Source organism: Alcaligenes endophyticus (assembly GCF_026344035.1).
GTDB lineage: Bacteria > Pseudomonadota > Gammaproteobacteria > Burkholderiales > Burkholderiaceae_B > Alcaligenes > Alcaligenes endophyticus.
This window is the reverse complement of record NZ_JAPKND010000001.1, coordinates 374,609-393,012: the sequence shown is the minus strand read 5'-3', so window position 1 is coordinate 393,012 and position 18,404 is coordinate 374,609. Positions and strand designations below refer to the sequence as shown.

16 protein-coding genes are annotated in these 18,404 nt (G+C 52.5%); 15 read left to right on the top strand and 1 reads right to left on the bottom strand.

The genetic code is table 11. The annotated features are described in order from the left end of the window. Nucleotides 1-95: 95 nt before the first annotated feature. Entirely contained in the window at nt 96-449 is a 354-nt protein-coding gene (locus OSH01_RS01760; protein WP_266122326.1) for a RidA family protein, read from the bottom strand. 235 nt (nt 450-684) lie between these two features. On the opposite strand from OSH01_RS01760, the gene OSH01_RS01755 reads away from it, so the two are divergent. The 15 genes from OSH01_RS01755 (at nt 685) to OSH01_RS01685 (ending at nt 18,103) form a co-directional block, all read left to right on the top strand. Continuing rightward, nucleotides 685-4,179 (top strand): indolepyruvate ferredoxin oxidoreductase family protein, encoded by a 3,495-nt coding sequence (locus OSH01_RS01755; protein ID WP_266122325.1) that lies wholly within the window; start codon nt 685-687, stop codon nt 4,177-4,179. Nucleotides 4,180-4,268: 89 nt separating this feature from the next. Further along, the gene (locus tag OSH01_RS01750; RefSeq protein ID WP_266122324.1) at nt 4,269-5,450 is read left to right on the top strand and encodes an acyl-CoA dehydrogenase family protein; all 1,182 of its coding nucleotides are present in this window, start codon (nt 4,269-4,271) and stop codon (nt 5,448-5,450) included. After that, nucleotides 5,447-6,235, top strand: a complete 789-nt coding sequence (locus OSH01_RS01745; protein WP_266122323.1) for an SDR family NAD(P)-dependent oxidoreductase — start codon at nt 5,447-5,449, stop codon at nt 6,233-6,235. The genes OSH01_RS01750 and OSH01_RS01745 overlap by 4 nt, the downstream gene beginning before the upstream one ends. Beyond that, the gene (locus OSH01_RS01740) at nt 6,232-7,266 is read left to right on the top strand and encodes a phosphotransferase (protein WP_376918085.1); all 1,035 of its coding nucleotides are present in this window, start codon (nt 6,232-6,234) and stop codon (nt 7,264-7,266) included. Before OSH01_RS01745 ends, OSH01_RS01740 begins: the two co-directional genes overlap by 4 nt. Nucleotides 7,267-7,289: 23 nt before the next feature. Further along, entirely contained in the window at nt 7,290-8,528 is a 1,239-nt protein-coding gene (locus OSH01_RS01735; RefSeq protein WP_266122322.1) for a D-amino acid dehydrogenase, read from the top strand. Further along, nucleotides 8,525-9,295, top strand: a complete 771-nt coding sequence (locus OSH01_RS01730; RefSeq protein ID WP_266122321.1) for a maleate cis-trans isomerase family protein — start codon at nt 8,525-8,527, stop codon at nt 9,293-9,295. Before OSH01_RS01735 ends, OSH01_RS01730 begins: the two co-directional genes overlap by 4 nt. Nucleotides 9,296-9,399: 104 nt before the next feature. Then, entirely contained in the window at nt 9,400-10,512 is a 1,113-nt protein-coding gene (locus OSH01_RS01725; RefSeq protein ID WP_266122320.1) for an ABC transporter substrate-binding protein, read from the top strand. A 67-nt stretch (nt 10,513-10,579) separates the two neighbouring features. Continuing rightward, nucleotides 10,580-11,473 (top strand): branched-chain amino acid ABC transporter permease, encoded by an 894-nt coding sequence (locus OSH01_RS01720; RefSeq protein ID WP_266122319.1) that lies wholly within the window; start codon nt 10,580-10,582, stop codon nt 11,471-11,473. Then, complete coding sequence (locus OSH01_RS01715) at nt 11,466-12,353, top strand: branched-chain amino acid ABC transporter permease (protein ID WP_266122318.1); 888 nt, start codon at nt 11,466-11,468, stop codon at nt 12,351-12,353. Before OSH01_RS01720 ends, OSH01_RS01715 begins: the two co-directional genes overlap by 8 nt. 107 nt (nt 12,354-12,460) lie before the next feature. Continuing rightward, nucleotides 12,461-13,240, top strand: a complete 780-nt coding sequence (locus OSH01_RS01710) for an ABC transporter ATP-binding protein (RefSeq protein ID WP_266122844.1) — start codon at nt 12,461-12,463, stop codon at nt 13,238-13,240. Between the two features lie 5 nt (nt 13,241-13,245). Continuing rightward, nucleotides 13,246-13,965, top strand: coding sequence for an ABC transporter ATP-binding protein (locus OSH01_RS01705; RefSeq protein ID WP_266122843.1), 720 nt, complete (start codon nt 13,246-13,248; stop codon nt 13,963-13,965). A 46-nt stretch (nt 13,966-14,011) separates the two neighbouring features. Beyond that, nucleotides 14,012-14,902 carry a 4-hydroxy-tetrahydrodipicolinate synthase gene (dapA, locus tag OSH01_RS01700; protein WP_266122317.1) on the top strand — a complete coding sequence of 297 codons (891 nt, stop codon included), beginning with the start codon at nt 14,012-14,014 and terminating at the stop codon, nt 14,900-14,902. A gap of 22 nt (nt 14,903-14,924) precedes the next feature. After that, nucleotides 14,925-16,229: an NAD(P)/FAD-dependent oxidoreductase gene (locus tag OSH01_RS01695; RefSeq protein ID WP_266122316.1), complete on the top strand. Its 1,305-nt coding sequence runs from the start codon at nt 14,925-14,927 to the stop codon at nt 16,227-16,229. 36 nt (nt 16,230-16,265) lie between these two features. Then, complete coding sequence (locus OSH01_RS01690; protein WP_266122315.1) at nt 16,266-17,321, top strand: Ldh family oxidoreductase; 1,056 nt, start codon at nt 16,266-16,268, stop codon at nt 17,319-17,321. After that, complete coding sequence (locus OSH01_RS01685) at nt 17,318-18,103, top strand: GntR family transcriptional regulator (protein ID WP_266122314.1); 786 nt, start codon at nt 17,318-17,320, stop codon at nt 18,101-18,103. Before OSH01_RS01690 ends, OSH01_RS01685 begins: the two co-directional genes overlap by 4 nt. Nucleotides 18,104-18,404: the final 301 nt, after the last annotated feature.

The following is an 18,404-nucleotide window of genomic DNA, read 5'->3' as shown; positions in this document are numbered from 1 at the left end:
GTGGTCATCGTTTGGTAGTGGTTAAGCTGCTTAAGGGACAGTGATTTTTATTGCAATTGGCTGAAAACGGCAACTGTCGCTTTCAGCCAATTGCTTTAGGCTTTAAGTACGGCAGTCACACCTATTTCCACGGTGTATTGTGGGAAAGCCAGTTTGGACTCAACGCACGCCCGTGCTGGCGTGTGGCCTTGTGGTACCCATGCATCCCATACGGAATTCATTTCATTGAAGGTAGCGGCATCGGCGATCCAGATGTTTGCGCTGACGATATCTTCTTTGGAGGCGCCCGCTTCGGCAAGCAGACTATCGATTTTGGCAAGAATCTGTTCTGTTTGACCAGCAACATTGGCACTAGTGTCGTCCGCTACTTGGCCTGACAAAAATATAAAGCCATTAGCGATGACCGCGGCGCTCATTCTGGCGTTGGACTGTATACGTTGAATACTCATGCTGGAACTCCCTTTGTTAAACCGTAAAAAATGTGTTTCACTAATGTATCTACATAAGTGTCGACACATTGATAATAAGAAGTATATTGGTGTCTATCCATTGAAAGTATTAGGGATTTTCCTAGTGTAAAAAATAAGCACGATCTTCATAATGGTTCCTATGTATCGAAGTGTCGACAATCATGCTGACAATAATTCGATCGACAATAAGTAGGTGCATAAAGTGGAGACCAGCATGACATTAAAAGTCGTTCAGCTTGATGATAAATACACCTTGAAGAAAGGGCGTGTTTTTATTACCGGAACCCAGGCCTTGGTGCGCCTGCCTATGACGCAGCATTTGCGTGACGCGCAGGCGGGCAAAAGCACAGCTGGCTACATTACTGGGTATCGCGGTTCACCTTTAGGTGCATTGGACGATCAGCTAGATAAAGCCAAAAAATTTCTGAATGAACACAATGTGATATTTCAGCCTGGCGTAAACGAGGACTTAGCGGCCACCGCCGTATGGGGGTCGCAACAGGCTGAGGCTAGCGGTGAAGGGCAGTACGACGGCGTGTTTTCGATTTGGTATGGCAAGGGGCCGGGTGTTGATCGCACGGGTGATGCGTTTCGCCACGGTAACTTAGCGGGCTCATCCAAGCACGGTGGTGTGCTGGTACTGATGGGCGATGACCATACCTGTGAGTCGTCTACCACGTGCCATCAAAGCGAATTTGCAATGGTTGACGCGATGATTCCTGTGCTTAGCCCATCCGGCGTACAAGAAATTCTGGACTACGGCGTTTTGGGCTGGGCGCTGTCGCGTTACAGCGGTTGTTGGGTCGGCATGAAATGCGTCAAGGACACGGTCGAAGCAACCGCCTCGATTGATGTGGATGTCGATCGCGTTAAGATTGACTTGCCCAGCGACGTTGATTTTCCGTCGGATGGGTTGAACCTGCGCCAGCCAGATACCCCGCATGCCCAAGAGGCGCGCTTGCATCGTTACAAGCTGGGCGCAGTCAAGGCGTTTGCGCGTGCCAATCATATTGACCGAATCGTAATGAGTGGCGATGCACCCACCTTGGGGATCATCACTCATGGCAAAAGCTACTTGGATGTATTGCAGGCTCTTGACGAGTTAAATCTTACTGAAGAAGCTGCTGCAAAGATGGGTTTGCGTGTCTACAAAGTTGGTATGACATGGCCATTGGAGCCGCAAGGCGCGGTGGAGTTCGCACAAGGTCTACAAAAGGTTCTGGTTGTTGAAGAGAAGCGTAGCCTGCTTGAGTTCCAACTGAAAGAGTTGTTATACGGTATGCCGTCAGCGCCTGCAATTGTAGGCAAACTCGATGAACAGGGTGATACGCTGCTGCAGTCGGAAATGGCATTGGATTCCAATCAGATAGCCATCGCTATTGGCGAGCGGCTGGTGGAGTTGGGGCATGGCGACACACAGACGTTGCGTGCGCGGGTAGAGGAACTGCGTGGTTACCGTGCCCCCAAAGGCGTAGTGGACGTGCTGTCGCGTAGCTTCTACTTCTGTAGCGGCTGCCCGCACAGCTCTTCTACGGTCTTGCCCGAGGGTAGTAAGGCATATGCCGGTATAGGTTGCAGTTGGATGGCTCAAGCCATGGAGCGCTCAACCACTGGTTATACGCAAATGGGTGCAGAAGGCTTGTCATGGGTTGGCGAGGCGCCTTTTTCAAAGCGCAAGCATATGTTCCAGAACTTAGGGGACGGTACATATTTTCATTCTGGCTTGTTAGCAATCCGCGCTGCAGTTGCCGCCAAGACGAACATCACTTATAAAATTCTGTATAACGATGCCGTGGCAATGACGGGTGGACAGCAGCACGATGGGCCGCTAGATCCACCTACCATTGCGCATCAAGTATTTGCCGAAGGCGTCAAGCGTGTGGTTGTCGTAACCGATGAACCCGACAAGTACCCAGCGGATGTGGTTTGGCCAAAGGGCACTACGATTCATCATCGTGACACGATCAACGCGGTGCAAACGCAGTTGCGCGAAATCGAAGGCACCACGGTGCTGATTTACGATCAAACATGTGCCGCCGAAAAGCGCCGCAGGCGCAAGCGAGGCACCTTTCCTGATCCCGCCAAGCGCATTGTGATTAATGATCTTGTGTGTGAGGGCTGCGGGGATTGCGGTGTTAAGTCAAACTGCGTGTCAGTGCAACCGCTTGAAACCGAATTAGGTCGCAAGCGTACTATCGACCAATCTTCGTGCAATAAAGACTTTTCGTGTGTTAAAGGCTTCTGCCCTAGTTTTGTGACCGTGCTAGGCGGACAGTTGCGCAAACCTGAAAAAATCAATAGCGGCGACGGTGTTTTCCCTGTTCTGCCCGAGCCCGTGTTGCCTTCGTTAGATAAAGACGTCTACAGCATTCTGGTGACGGGCATGGGTGGGACCGGGGTGGTAACTATAGGCGCCATTCTTGGGATGGCTGCGCATCTGGAAGGGCGTGGTTGTGGCTTGTTAGATATGGCTGGTTTAGCTCAAAAAGGCGGATCGGTCTGGAGCCACTTGCGTTTTGGTAAAACGCCAGAGGCCATTAAGACGATACGTATTGCCCCTGGCGGTGCTGATTTGGTCCTGGGGTGCGACATGATTGTTGCGGGCAACTCCAAATCTCTGGCACTGACGCACAAGGGCAAGACGCGCATGCTGGTCAATACACAAGAGACCATGCCAGGTGATTTTGCGCGCAATGCTGACATGCAGTATCCGTCCGGCAGTTTACGCAAAAATATTACCGATGCTGTCGGTGAAGATAATGCTGAGTTCGTGCAGGCAAGTCGTATTGCAGTGGCACTGATGGGAGACACTATTGCCGCCAATATGTTCATGATGGGCTATGCCTACCAGCGCGGGTTGATCCCGATTTCAGCGGACGCTATTAATAAAGCGATCGAACTGAACGGGACGGCGCAGCAAATGAATAAAGATGCTTTCTTGTGGGGGCGCCGCGCCGCTGTGGATGCCAAAGGGGTGGAAAAGCTCTTGCTGACACGCAAAACCAGTGATAAAGCAGCGCTATCTCCCGCGCCGATGAAAGACATGGAGCAGGCCATAGAATGGCGTCGTAACTTTTTGGTGGATTACCAGGATACTGCTTACGCCCAGCGCTATCTGGCATTGGTCGAACGTGTTCGTAAGGCCGAGCAGGCCAGCTTCCCTGGTCAAAGTGAATTGACGCACGCTGTCGCTAAGTACTATTTCAAGCTATTGGCTATTAAGGACGAGTACGAAGTGGCTCGCTTGTATGTGGATAGCGGATTTCTGGACAGCGTTCAACAAAGCTTCGAGGGCGATTACAAATTGGTCTTCAATATGGCGCCGCCCTTTCTATCCAAGCCTGACGCGATCACAGGAGAGCCAAGCAAGAAGGAATTCGGTGCCTGGATCATGCCTGCATTGCGTTTGCTTGCCAAGATGAAAACGTTACGCAATACCGCATTCGATGTGTTTGGTTATACCCAAGAGCGTCGTTTAGAGCGCAAGCTTATTACCGATTACGAGCAGACTATAGCCATGATCCTGGAGAAGCTGAACAGTCCTCGTTTGCCTGCTTATGAAAAGATCGTCGCGTTGGCTTCGCTCCCAGAGGATATTCGGGGTTATGGGCATGTACGAGAAAAAAGCATACTGCAAGCGCGCAAGCAGCAAGAGAAGTTATTGCTTGAGTTAGATAGCAAGGTGATTCAAATCAAGAGAGCGGCTTGACCCATCGGCACGCTTGTGACACAGCGGCCGGCTCACACGAGGCGTGGCGGCATGCACGGTGCACGCTGCTAAAAGAATAAGGGAAATACATGAACTTTGAATTGTCAGATGAACTGAAAGCATTGCAGAGCAAAACCAGAGCTTTCATCCGGGATGTGGTGATGCCACTAGAGAATGATCCGCGCAAGGACTCGCACGGCCCGCATGAGTCATTACGTAATGAGTTGGTCGGCCTAGCACGTGACGCCGGTTTGTTGACCCCGCATGCATCGATAGCGATGGGAGGGTTGGGCCTTTCGCATATCGCCAAGGCTGTGGTGTTCGAAGAGGCAGGTTACTCATGGTTAGGTCCGACCGCCATGAATATTCATGCGCCCGATGAAGGCAATATCCATTTGATGGAAGCAGTAGGCAGCCCCGCTCAACAAGAGCGTTGGCTCAAGCCTCAGGTGCAAGGCCATATTCGTTCGTGTTTTGCCATGACAGAGCCTGCTCCCGGTGCAGGCGCTGATCCCTCTATGCTGCAAACCACAGCAACCCGCGATGGGAAAGGCTATCGTATCAATGGCGAAAAGTGGTTTATTACTGGTGCCGATAGGGCCAGTTACGTCATTATTATGGCCAAGATGGAAGACGGTTCGGCCACCATGTTTCTTGCTGATATGGATCAGACGGGCATAGTGCTCGAACGCAATATGGACGCCATGGATAGCTGTTTTACCGGTGGCCATGGTGTATTGCGATTTGATAATTTGTACGTCCCCGAAGAAGATATCTTGGGCGAGGTAGGCAAAGGATTTCGCTATGCGCAAGTGCGCTTGGCGCCCGCTAGGCTGACGCACTGCATGCGCTGGTTGGGGCAAGCGCGTCGTGCACACGATGCCGCATTGAACTATGCCAGTCAGCGTATGGCGTTCAATAAACCGCTGGCCGAGCACGAAGGGGTCGGTTTCATGCTGGCTGACAACGACATGGATATGCATACCGCGCGCCTACATATCTGGCACACGGCCTGGATGCTGGATCAGGGACATCGCTGCAATTTTGAGTCTAGTCGAGCCAAAGTAGTTTGTTCTGAAGCGGAATGGCGCGTGGTCGACCGGAGTGTGCAGATACTTGGCGGGCAGGGCGTGACAGCCGAAAAAGAAGTCATGCGTATCTTTTGTGATATGCGCGCGTTCCGAATTTATGATGGTCCCAGCGAGGTACATCGCTGGAGTATGGCTCGCAAGCTTGTTCATGCCGCTCAGGCAGCCAAGGAGCAGGTATGAAGCCGACCGCCATAAATCGTTTCGCGTTGGATGGCAAAGTGGCCCTAGTGACAGGAGCCTCTAGCGGGCTGGGGCGCCATTTTGCGCAATTGTTGTCACAGTCGGGCGCACGTGTCGTACTGGCCGCTAGGCGTGTTAGTAGGCTGGAAGAGGATGTGCAGACCATTGAAGGTTTAGGCGGGCAAGCGCGCGCCGTCGCGATGGACGTTACGAATGCCGCCAGTGTGTCGGCTTGTTTTAACCAGTTGGCCGATTGGGGGCAGGACTGGGCTGTACCTGATGTATTGGTCAATAACGCAGGCGTTACCGTTACCCGTTCCCTGTTAGAGCAGACCGAGGACGACTGGGATCAGGTGATGAACACCAATCTAAAGGGTAACTGGCTGGTGGGTACAGAAGCTGCTCGGCGTATGGTGGCTGCTAAGAAGGGAGGGGCAATCGTGAATGTAGCCTCTATTCTGGGCATGCGTGTAGCGGGCGGTGTCGCGCCTTATGCCGTTAGCAAAGCGGGGGTGGTGCAAGCCACTAAAGCCATGGCGTTAGAGCTGGCGCGCCACCAGATTCGTGTCAATGCCTTACTGCCTGGTTACATCGCTACTGATTTGAATAAGGATTTTTTAGAAAGTGAGCTAGGAGAAAGGCTGCGCGCGCGCATACCTAGCCGGCGATTTGGTGTGTTGACGGATCTGGATGGGCCACTGTTGTTGTTGGCCAGTGATGCGGGCGCCGCTATGTCGGGGGCATGCATTGCCGTGGATGGTGCACATTTGGTGAGCTCGTTATGATCAAGCCAAATACTCCTGCCCCGTTCGACGTACAGCGCTTAGAGCATTATATGGAAACGTTAGGGCTCGCTGATGCAGATACGGTTGTTGTAACTCCGCTGACGGGTGGACAGTCCAACCCAACTTTTCGTGTGCAGGCAGGACAGCGCCAGTATGTGTTACGCACCAAGCCTGGGGGCAAACTATTGCCCGGTGCTCATGCGATAGATCGCGAATATAAAGTCATGAATGCACTGCGTGATTCGGCTGTTCCAGTGCCTCATATGTTGGAGTACTGTGACGACGTCTCCATCATAGGCACCTCGTTTTATTTAATGGAATGGCTGGAAGGGCGGGTGATGATTGATCAGTCCTTGCCTGGCATGGACAAGTCAGAGCGTGCCCAGATATATGCAGAAATGAATCGTGTCATCGCCGCTTTGCACACGGTTGACCCAGCTGCTGTTGGCTTGGCTGACTTTGGCAAACCGGGCAACTATTTCGCACGCCAAATCAGCCGTTGGTCCAGACAATGCTTGGACTCTAGCTTACCCATGGGGGATGCCATGCGTCAGCTTATTGAGTGGCTACCTCAGCATATTCCTGCCGGCGATGAAACCACAGTGGTACACGGAGACTTCAGGCTAGATAACCTGATGTTTCATCCCACTGAGGCCCGTGTTATTGGCGTGCTGGACTGGGAGTTGTCTACCTTGGGCCACCCCTTAGCTGATTTTTCTTACCACTGTATGAGCTGGCATATCCCGAGCACGCTGTGGCGTGGTATTGCTGACTGTGACCTAGCTGCTTTGGGCATTCCTAGCGAACACGACTATGTGCAGACCTATGCTAGGGCGACTGGCCGCGATCCTGCGGAGCATTGGGATTTCTACATGGCCTACAACTTGTTTCGCATGGCAGCCATATTACGCGGTATTGGACAGCGAGCGCTGGATGGTACTGCTGCTGCAGACGACGCCGTAGAAACGGCAGCCAAGGCGGATCCATTAGCTGAAATCGGTTGGGCCTGCGCCCAACGTTATCGCAAGTAATAACGACTAAAAAGAGGAATGCCATGAAAACCATCGTAATGGGGGCGGGCTTGGCGGGGGTGACTACAGCGTGGTACCTGGCGGCACAAGGTCGGCAGGTGACGGTCATTGACCGTCAAAGTCTGGCGGCGTCCGAGACCAGCTATGCCAATGCTGGGATGATCGCTCCGGGGCATGCTTATACTTGGGCTTCTCCTAGGGCCCCGGGTATCCTGTGGCGCTCGTTGCGGGATGATTCACAGGCCTTGTTATTAAAGCCTAAGCTAGATCCGCATATGTGGGCGTGGCTAGTTAAGTTTTTACTTAACTGCACCGCCGAAAAAGCACATAACAATACCGCGCGTAAGTTGGTGTTATGTCGCTATTCACAGAACGAGTTACGTACATTGACTCAGTCTATTGGGCTGGAATATGACCTGCTCAGCACCGGTGCATTGTACTTATACCGTAATGAGGCTTTGCTTGAAAAAGGCATTGCCAACATGCGGATTCTGACAGATGGCGGTATGACGCTGCGTGGTATCTCACGCGAAGAGGCGTTAAAGCTTGAGCCTGCGCTCGTCAATAGCCAGTTTGCCGGAGCTATTCACAGCCCTACCGACGAAAGCGGTGACGCCAGAATGTTTACTCGCAACCTGGCGCAAAAGTGCGCTGCTGCCGGGGTGGAGTTCATGATGGACACTGCGATTCAACGCATAGAAGCCCAAGGCGACCGTATCGTCGGCATTCATACTAACAAGGGGCTGGTGACAGGTGATGAGTATGTGCTGGCTATGGGATGTGACTCACCCCTGATATCGCGCTCGCTGGGCTATCACCTGCCGATTTATCCCGTCAAAGGGTATTCGGTGACCTTTCCCATCCGCGAGGACGATGAGGCTCCCAGCATGTCGGGCGTAGATGAGCAGGCTCTGGTGGCTTGGGCGCGATACGGCAATCGTTTGCGCCTTACCTCGACGGCTGAGTTTACGGGATACGACCGCAGTCATACCCCGGTTAACTTTGCACCCATGCTGAAAGTGGCTAAGCAATTGTTCCCCAACGGAGCGGATTATAGCCAGCCTGACTATTGGGCTGGCCTGCGTCCAATGACCCCAGAGGGCACACCCATACTGGGCAAAAGCCGTCACCGCAATCTATACCTGAACACCGGCCATGGGCACATGGGCTGGACTATGGCCTGCGGCACCGCCCGAGTGGTGACCGACATTATGCAGGGCAAGCAACCTGAAATTGATATCACTGGAATGACATTGAAATGACAGACAATCAGAGCACACCTTACGAGATTTTGCCGTTCACGATGGACGCAGGCGTCATGTCACGGGCCGCTATAGGCTTGGTGGTACTTGCTACCGATCAGACGATGGAGTACGAGTGGCGTAAGATCATCGATATTCCGGGCGTGGCTTTTTTTGAGGCACGCATGCCCAGCCCAGCCAGTATCACCCCCGAGACACTGGCTGCCATGGAAAAAGATATTGGTGGAGCAGTCGAAACGATTTTACCCGGCGTCGAGTTGAAGGTCGTGGCCTTTGGTTGTACCTCGGGTGCGATTGTTATCGGCGAGGATAAGGTTTTCGAAGGTATACGTAAGGTAAGGCCGGGCGTTGCATGCACCAGCCCCATTACCGCGGCCAAACAGGGATTTGAGAAACTGGGTGTTAAGCGTATAGCGCTACTTACCCCCTACGTGAGCTCTCTCAATCATTTATTCAAGGATCATATCGATGCAGCAGGGCTGCAAATTACCCGTATCTCTACGTTTAATCATGCCGACGATTCCGAAGTGGCGCGTATTGATGCGGCATCACTAAAAAACGCCATCCTGGACGTAGGGCGTCATGATGATGTGGAGGCCGTTTTTGTTTCTTGCACCAGCTTGCGCATGTGCGAGCTGACCAGTGAGGTTGAACAGTTATTAGGAAAGCCCGTGGTGTCTAGCAACAGCGCCATGGCTTGGCATGCCTTGCGACTGGCTGGGGTCAATGATCCACAGCCGCAGTGGGGTAAGCTTTTTGAACTTTGAGCGTGTAGCAGAGCGCGAATAAGGTGAGTAGGGCAGCATGATGGACAAGTAGAGTATTGCTTAAAATTTTTACGAAAAATTCAGAATAACTGAAGGAGACAATCATGAAAAAACGCAATTTTCTTTCTTTTTGCGCAAGCGTCTTAGTGGCGAGTTATTGCAATACTGCGTTCGCGCAGGAAACAATACAAATCGGTGCAGTATTGCCACTGACAGGCCCGTCGGCCACTGTGGGGGAGGATATACGTCGTGGTATTCAGTTGGGGGTTGATCAGGTAAATGCCAACGGTGGCGTGTTGGGCAAGAAGCTAGCTGTAGTCGTTGAGGATTCGGCCAATAACCCAACAACAGCGCTGACTGCTGCACGCAAACTGACCTCAGTTGATAAAGTTCCGGCGGTGATGGGGGAGTACTCGTCCAGCATTACCTTACCGATGGCGCAATATCTCGTTAAGGAAGGCGTGACCCATTTCAATATTGGCAGCAGTAGCAGTAAGGTTCGCCAGCTGGGGGATTCCGCTTTCAATATTATTGGTCTGGAAGACGCTGGTAACCGCTACGCTGCTAAAGATGCTTATGACATGGGCTGGCGCAATATTGCTGTTATTGCTCCCAACAATGCCTATGGACAAGGTGTAGCCCATGGTTTCAAAGAGGAGTTTGAAAAGCTGGGCGGTAAGGTCGTGACAGAGGTGCTGTACACGGGTGGGCAATCTACTTACAGAAGAGAATTGCAGCAGCTCGCACGTAGTCAGCCTGATGCCTATCTTTACACTGCCTACGGGCACGAGGCCTCGGCTATTAACCGTGAGGCCAAGGAGTTAGGCCTGCGCAGTCAGCCCTGGTATGCGTACATTATGAGTATGTCAGTGTCTGATACCCCAGCCGAAATCGCCGAAGGGCAGGTTGGTATGGAGTTGGGCTCAGTCAAAGGCGATTTGGGCAAGGCATACGAGCAAGCCTTCACCAGCAAGCATAACGAAGGTTTCAAGACGGCGTTTAATGGCTATGGCTACGATGCGGTAATGATGATTGCCGCCGCGATGAACGATGCTGGTGGGAGCTCCTCGGCGGATATTCAGAAAGGCCTTAAGAGCGTCAGCGAAAAAGGCTTTATGGGGGTGACAGGGCCGATCAAATTTGATGCTGAAGGTCAGCGCATCGATCCTCCTTATGACAACTTGAAATACGCAAACGGCAAGCTGGTAGCTCGCTAGGCTTGATTGCTGGACCAACTGCCGCGGTGTGTGTACTGCACCGCGGCCCACTGGAGGGGGAACTGCCGTGTTGCAATTCTTACTAGATACCTTACTACGTACTGCCGATCTGGCATTGATCACGTTGGGGCTGAGCTTGCTGTATGGGCTGGTGAAGTTTCCTAATATCGCCCATGTGCAATATGCCATGGTGGGGGCATTCCTATCGTATGCATTTTTCAGTTACGGCGTGCCGCTTGTTGGCGCGCTGGCGCTAAGCGCCTTGCTTACCGGTGTGATCACGTTGGTAGTGCAGTTGCTGGTGTTTAATCGTCTACTTAAAAGCGGCCCGGCAATTGCTATGATTGGTTCGTTGGCGGTCTCCATGCTGATGATTGCCTCCGTGTTGGGCATATCGGGCTCCTTCCCGCATATGTTTTCGCTGCCTTACACCGACCCGATTGCTATTGGTGATGCGGGCGTGTCAAAGACTCAACTTTGGTTCATGTTGACCACCGCTGCATTACTAATCATTTTCGTGTTGTTGCTGTTTTACACCCAGGTGGGGCGTGCCATGCGGGCGTTGGCAAGCAATCCGGCTCTGGCGGATGCTTCGGGGCTCAACGCTGCGCGCATTACCAATGGTGTAACGCTGCTTAGCGGAGCCTTAGCCGGGCTGGGTGGGAGCATGCTAGCGCTTTCCGCTGGTGCTCATGTGAACTTGGGAAATGACTTGCTATTACCCGTTTTTGCGGCCGCTATTCTTGGTGGGCTAGGCAACCCGTTGGGGGCCGTAGGGGGGGCCTTGCTGATTGCCTTTACTGAGACAGTGGTGACGAATATTGATTTTGGCTTTATATCAGGACGAAATCTGGTGTTTTTGCCTGTGTCCTACATTAGCGCTGCATCGTTCTTAATACTGTTGCTGGCCTTGTTGTTTAAGCCGCATGGTTTGTTTGACCGGGAGGTACGTCGTGTTTGATTTTATTCTCTCTGTCATAACGATAGGCGGTATTTACGGCATCATGGCGCTGGGTTTGAATATCCAGGCGGGGTACGGCGGGCTGCTGAACTTCGGTCATATTGCTTTTGCTGGTATTGGGGCCTATGCCGTCGGGGTAACGCATATGCAAGGCTGGCCTATTTGGCTAGGCATCCCTTTGGGCATTGCGGTCGCTGTTGTGCTTGGTTACGCGGTTTCCCGCCTTGGACGCAGGTTAGCAGCTGATTATTGGGGTATTGCAACTTTAGCGGTAGCGGAAATTCTGCGTACCGTAGCAATTAACGAAGATTGGCTCACCGGTGGTGCGAACGGCATTGCGACGATTCCAAGTTTTTTCGAGTCGGTTGCTCGGCCTTGGAATGCCGTATATACCATGCTCCTGGTTTTGGTTTTACTTGGCCTAGTTGCCTTGTTCTCAGCTCGGTTGGGTGATGGACGTTTTGGCCGAGCTCTGCGCCTGATGCGTGAGCAGCCCTCTATGGCTATGTGCCTAGGCTATAACCTTCCTTCATTGCGGGCGCGTGCAATCATGAGCGGCGCAGCGATAACGGCACTAGCAGGCGGTATTTACGCTCATTATTTCAGCTTCGCTGCTCCCGAGTTCATGTTGGCAGGGGAAACCTTTGTCCTATGGACCATGGTCATGATAGGGGGTATGGGCCGTACGGCGGGCGTCTTGTTGGGCGTAATACTGGTTCAGGCTGTGTATGCCTTTGTTCCGTTCATCAAAGATATGTTTGGATTTGGCTCCGACCTGGCGGGCGCATTGCGTCTAGGCTTGATCGGCCTGATGCTGCTAGGTTGCCTGTTGTGGCGTCGTGACGGTCTGTTGCCCGAGAAGTTAAGGAGTTCGACATGACGACAGGAGTAATGCTCAAGACGACAAGCTTGGATACGACGGTCGATAACAAACAGCTGTTAGACGATACGATCCGAGAAGCAGCCCGCAAACAGGAGGCGCCTAGAATGAACACTGCTGCAATGCTTGAAGTTAAAGGGGTCGCCAAAGCGTTTGGTGCCAACAGGGTGCTAGAGGGGGTGAGCTTTGAGGTAGGCCAGGGGGAAATCGTGGGTTTACTGGGGCCCAATGGCTCGGGGAAAAGCACCTTACTGAATATCGCCAGTGGTTTTTTAGATCCAGATGTGGGAGATATCCGTTTAGCTGGCAAACCTATTGCAGGGATGCGCACGCACGCTTTGGTTCAAGCTGGCATGACGCGAACTTTCCAGTTGCCTATCATGCCGCAGAAAATGTCGGTGCTGGAAGTGGCGATGGCAGCGGCGACCGAAAACCATGGTTTGTTCTCAACGGTGTTCCGAACTGCTGCTGATCGCGCAGCGGAACGCTCCTCTCGTGAACGCGCCATTAGCTTGTTGGACGAATTGCTGCTTACGCCAGTGGCACACCTGCCCGCATCGGCGATTTCAGGGGGCCAGAAGAAGTTGCTGGGCATTGTTTGTGCGTTGATGGCTAAGCCGCGTCTGCTGATGTTGGATGAGCCTACCGCAGGAGTGCACCCAAATTTACGCCGAGACATTGTTACCGTTTTGCAGCGCCTTAATGCAAAAGGAATGACGCTGGTTATTGTCGAGCATGACATGCATTTTATTCGTGAAGTCTGTAATCGGTGTATTGTGCTTGACCAAGGTGAGATCGTGGCCAGTTGCCGGCCCGATGAGCTGGCATCGAATAAGCGAGTCGTAGAAGCCTATCTAGGTGCCAGCGTAGCGGGGGGAAGGCCATGAATGCTTTGGTCAGTGTACAGAATGTGGTGGCCGGTTATACCAAAGAGGTCGATATTCTTAATGGAATTTCCCTACAGGCGCATCACAAGGAAATTGTTACCTTGCTTGGTCCTAATGGTTGCGGGAAGTCGACACTGTTAAAGACGATCTCGGGCTATTTACGCCCCAGAAAAGGTAGCTTGCATCTGAATGGTAAGGATGTAACCACCTTACCGGTGCACCAAAAAATTCGGCATTGCAATCTGGGATTTGTGCCTCAAACAGAAAATATTTTTACTGCTCTGAGTGTGCTGGAAAACTTGTTAATCGGTGGTTATTACCAAAACAAAACCGAGCGCATGGAGCGGATCGAGCAGTTGAGCGAGCTCTACCCTGTTTTTAAACGTAAATTGCACGCCCCTGCAGCGTCTCTGTCCGGTGGCGAGCGACAGATTCTTGCCTTGGGTCGAGCACTAATGCCTAGGCCGCAAATCCTTTTGTTGGATGAGCCGTCGGCTGGGCTTTCGCCCAAGGTACTGCATGAAGTGTTTGACGCCATCGTGCAGATTCGAGATCAGGAAGACGTCACGATTTTGATGGTTGAACAAAATGCCATGGAAGCGATGCGTATTTCGGATCGAGCCTACATTCTTTCCCAGGGTACGGTGGCGCTCACGGGCTACACCAAAGAGCTGCTGCATGATCCTAAAGTGCGCGAACTCTATATGGGCGGACGCGTAGACTAAGTGGTATGCATATGATTTTTAAAGACAGATTTATCTAGGGAGTTGTATGGCTGTTCTTATTACAGGCAGTATTGTCGCCTTGGTGACCCCACTGCAAGAAAATGGTGATATTGATTATGCTGTATTGCGTCGCCTGATCGATTGGCATATCGAGCAAGGCACCCGTTGCATTTGCGTGGTAGGTACGACGGGTGAATCGCCGACAATAACCATTGAAGAGCATCATGAAGTCATCCGCGTGGCCGTGGAATATGCCGCAGGGCGGATTCCCATTATGGCGGGCTGTGGCGCTAACTCTACCGCCGAGGCTATATCGCTAGCACGACATGCGCAAAACGTAGGTGCTCATAGCCAACTCCAGGTGGCGCCTTACTATAACAGGCCTAGTCAAGAAGGCTTATACCAGCATTTTCGCGCCATTGCAGAAGCCACGCCAGATCTCCCCATGGTGCTTTACAATGTGCCTGGGCGTACCGTCGTCGACATCCAGCGCGATACCGTATTGCGCTTGGCTGAAATCCCCAGCATAGTCGGTATCAAGGACGCCACCGGCGACATAGCGCACGTGCAGTGGTTGATTCGCGACGTACCCAAGGACTTTGCCGTGTACTCGGGTGATGATCTTTCTGCCGTAGCCCTGATGTTATGCGGCGGCCACGGCAGTATCAGCGTAACCGCTAACGTGGCGCCGCAGGACTGCGCACGCTTGTGTGCGGCCGCAATTAAAGGTGATACGCAAACAGCCAATGCTCTTCAGCACCAGTTGTTGCCGCTGCATGAGGCCTTATTTGTGCAAGCCAACCCCATTCCGCTCAAGTGGGTGATGGGTCGATTAGGTTTGTGTGGGCCTACTTTGCGGTTGCCATTGACACCACTGGATGCAGAATACGAGCCTTTGCTTGAGCAGGTACTCGGGTGTGTAGCGCTAACGAAATAAGCCTGTTTAAAGGAAGATGACCATGCAACCAATTATGCCACCAGCGTCTCATGGTCTATGGGGGGCAACGGCGAGTCCGGCTCCCAAGACCCAAGCATTGAAGCAAAATATAACGGTGGACATCGCCGTGATCGGTGCCGGGTTCACTGGGCTTTCCACGGCACTCCATTTGGTGTCGTGTGCTGATCCTGCCGTTGCCGTGTTGGAGGCGTCGGATATTGGTTTCGGTGCATCGGGAAGAAATGCAGGGATGGTGAATGCAGGCGCCTGGCTCGAGCCTGATGAACTCCCAAAACGTTTGGGGCAGGACTACGGGAATCGCTTGCTTACCCTTTTAGGAGAAGGGCCTGATTTGGTCTACGACCTTATCCGGCGTTATGGTATTGAGTGTGATGCGGCGCAAAACGGTAATCTGCATTGCGCCGTGGGCGCTAAAGGTTTGGCTAGCATTACGGAGCGTGCGCGGCAGTGGCGTTCCCATGGCGTCGATGTCGAACTGTTAAGCGCTCAGCGCACGGCGCAATTGGTGGGTAGCGAGGCTTATACAGGCGCTTTGTTAGACCCGCGCACCGGAACGATACAACCGCTAAGCTATGTTAGGGGGCTGGCAGCGGCAGCTCAGTCCAAGGGCGCAAGCATTTTTACCCAGACAGCCGTGGTTAACGCAAAGTACGAAAACCAGCTTTGGAGCCTGTCGACCTCTACCGGGCACGTGGTCAAAGCGCGCCAAGTGGTCGTGGCTACTAATACCACACAGGGCCCTGGCCCTGATGCTTGGCCTGAACTGCAACGCGACTTGTTACGCCTGCCGTATTTCAATGTGGCAACTGAACCTTTATCTGCATCCAGCCTTGAACGAATTCTGCCTCAAGGGCGTGGCGCTTGGGATACCAAAACTATTATGTCATCCTATCGGCTTGATGCAAGTGGGCGTTTGGTTTATGGCAGTGTAGGGGCTTTGGGGCCGAGCGAGCGTTATGCCCATGTAGAATGGGTCAGGCGCTCCATCACACGGCTCTTTCCTGAGTTGCGCGGTGTCCAGATCCAATACCAATGGCATGGATGGATAGATACCACTGCAAATAACTTGCCGCACTTACATGAGCTTGCGCCAAATGCTTGGGCGTTGAGCGGTTACAATGGGCGTGGCATTGCTCCGGGTACTATTCTTGGAAGAGACTTGGCAAAAATGCTGCTTGGTATCTTGAAACCCCAGGAAATGCCACTGCCTGTGACTGGAATCACGCCCATAGGGTTCAAGAGCTTGCGTGAGACGTACTACAAAAAGGGCGCAGTGATAGGTCACGCATTGAGCAATCGTTTGTAGGTTTGCATAATATGGCTATCGTTATTGGAATGGCTTATGTCGTCAGCATCACAACAATCTAGCAGTCAACGGTATTTTTCTGAGGCAGAATTATTAGCGTTCGCGCAGCAAACCTGCTTGGGCTTGGGCCTAACCTTGCCGCATGCCCAAGCTATTGCTAGGGTCGTGGTAGCGGGGCAGCGCGACGACTGCCAGTCCCATGGACTATACCGATTACTCACTGTAGCGCACACCATTCAGGTAGGCAAGGTCGTGTTAGATGCCGTGCCCGAGCTGACCGTCCAAGGTGCGTCCACTATTCGAGTCGATGCCAAATTTGGTTTTTCGCCCTTGGCATTTGAACGGGGTTTGCCAGAGTTAGTCAAAGGGGCCCGTCAAGCGGGTGTCGCAGCCTTAGTCATTAATCGATGCGTACATTTCTCGGCACTGTGGCCCGAGATTGAAGCGATTACAGAACAAGGCTTGGCAGCATTGGCATTAACTCCCTCGCATGCTTGGGTGGCGCCAGCCGGCGGTAAACGCCCAACCTTAGGCACCAATCCTATTGCATTTGGTTGGCCGCGTCCCGGCCCTTTCCCCTATGTATTTGACTTTGCCACTAGCGCCATTGCACGGGGCGATCTGGAGCTTCATTCCAGGGCCCAAACGTCGCTCCCACCTAATTGTGGCGTTGATGCAAACGGCCTGCCCACCACCGATCCTGTAAAAGTCGCACAAGGCGCGATGCTGACATTTGGTGGTTACAAAGGTTCAGCTTTAGCGACCATGGTGGAAATTATGGCGGGAGCGTTGATCGGTGACTGGAACAGCCTGCAATCTCTAGACTACGACAACGGTGCGAATGCAGCGCCTACCCATGGGGAGCTGATACTGGCTTTTGATCCGGCCCGCTTGGGCGGCAAGACCCTCGCAGAGCAGCAAGAAATGGCCGAAGGCTTGTTTGCTACGATTGTCGACCAAGGTGCTCGTTTGCCCTCGGAGCGCCGTTATGCCGCACGCCTTCGAAGTCAGCAAGATGGTATCGCAGTACCTACTACCTTATATGAGGAGATAGTTGCGCTAGTGGACCAGCGCGGCGCAAACATCTTATGACAAATACCCGTATCCCTGTCAGTAGAAAAATAAGTAAATCCCCTCCCAAGCCCAGAGAAGAGAGCTCGGTCGAGCGCTTGTATCTTGATTTGCGTGATCGAGCAATGCGCTACGATTTTCGTCCCGGCACCCGAATCAATGAACAGGCTCTGGGGCGGGAGTTTGGCGTCAGCCGAGCACCCCTTAGAGAGGCCTTGAACCGACTGGTCTCCGAGGGTCTGTTGACCTCTGTCATGAATAAAGGCTTTTATCGCAAGAGTATTAGCGTGGACGAGGTCCTAGATTTATATCAAATTCGGATTGCTCTAGAACGGCGCGCTGTATTTCTGGCCATACAACGTGCAACCGATGCGGAAATACAGTCTGTTCAAGAGTATTGGAGCAGCGTTATGTCCAATTCTGCACGTATGGCGCCCGCAGATTACCTATTTGCAGACGAGGAATTCCATCGGCGTATGGTGGCGATGGCAAAAAACAAAGAGCTCAGCAACTTTTTAGAGATAGTCAGCCGCAGAATACATATCGCTAGGAATATTGATATTGAGCAGACGGTATGGAACGCTAAGGCCTTCGATGCGCACTATGGTGTTCTTAAGTATATGCGCGAGCGTGATACCGAGAAGGCCTTGGCGTGTATCACAGAGCACATAGACATGAGTCTGAATCGCGCGGTTCAGATAACCCGCGAAATGGTTGCCAAGTTTTTTCTAGTCGAAAGCGAGTCATTGCTAGAGCCGCAAAAAATAGGTCGTGCAACAGGAGTGGAGCCGGAGTCTGAGTAAGTGTGAGACGTAGCCGACCCACTGTATACGGTCGGCACACTGAAAGACGTCGCCATCAACGGTACACCAACTTGCGCCCTTGCGGGTGAATCGGCTGACCTTGTGCAGCCGATTGTCGTTTCTGTTGTGGCAAGTCAGCCCTAGGTGGGCATGCCACGATGAAGATTGCCTGTGCCGTAAACAGTTGCAAAGTGAGAGTCGATACAGTGAATGAATATATCTAATGTTTCGATGAGCTTAATTCACTCACTCTGTTTGTGATCCATCCTAAAATAAATGTAGATTTTATCTCCACAATTAG

What these genes read in the sequence shown, in the direction of transcription:
- OSH01_RS01695 (WP_266122316.1), top strand. Translation starts at nt 14,925, where the DNA reads ATGCAACCAATTATGCCACCAGCGTCTCATGGTCTATGGGGGGCAACG.
- OSH01_RS01710 (WP_266122844.1), top strand. Translation starts at nt 12,461, where the DNA reads ATGAACACTGCTGCAATGCTTGAAGTTAAAGGGGTCGCCAAAGCGTTT.
- OSH01_RS01740 (WP_376918085.1), top strand. Translation starts at nt 6,232, where the DNA reads ATGATCAAGCCAAATACTCCTGCCCCGTTCGACGTACAGCGCTTAGAG.
- OSH01_RS01690 (WP_266122315.1), top strand. Translation starts at nt 16,266, where the DNA reads ATGTCGTCAGCATCACAACAATCTAGCAGTCAACGGTATTTTTCTGAG.
- dapA (WP_266122317.1), top strand. Translation starts at nt 14,012, where the DNA reads ATGGCTGTTCTTATTACAGGCAGTATTGTCGCCTTGGTGACCCCACTG.
- OSH01_RS01730 (WP_266122321.1), top strand. Translation starts at nt 8,525, where the DNA reads ATGACAGACAATCAGAGCACACCTTACGAGATTTTGCCGTTCACGATG.
- OSH01_RS01685 (WP_266122314.1), top strand. Translation starts at nt 17,318, where the DNA reads ATGACAAATACCCGTATCCCTGTCAGTAGAAAAATAAGTAAATCCCCT.
- OSH01_RS01760 (WP_266122326.1), bottom strand. Translation starts at nt 449, where the DNA reads ATGAGTATTCAACGTATACAGTCCAACGCCAGAATGAGCGCCGCGGTC.
- OSH01_RS01735 (WP_266122322.1), top strand. Translation starts at nt 7,290, where the DNA reads ATGAAAACCATCGTAATGGGGGCGGGCTTGGCGGGGGTGACTACAGCG.
- OSH01_RS01755 (WP_266122325.1), top strand. Translation starts at nt 685, where the DNA reads ATGACATTAAAAGTCGTTCAGCTTGATGATAAATACACCTTGAAGAAA.
- OSH01_RS01745 (WP_266122323.1), top strand. Translation starts at nt 5,447, where the DNA reads ATGAAGCCGACCGCCATAAATCGTTTCGCGTTGGATGGCAAAGTGGCC.
- OSH01_RS01750 (WP_266122324.1), top strand. Translation starts at nt 4,269, where the DNA reads ATGAACTTTGAATTGTCAGATGAACTGAAAGCATTGCAGAGCAAAACC.
- OSH01_RS01725 (WP_266122320.1), top strand. Translation starts at nt 9,400, where the DNA reads ATGAAAAAACGCAATTTTCTTTCTTTTTGCGCAAGCGTCTTAGTGGCG.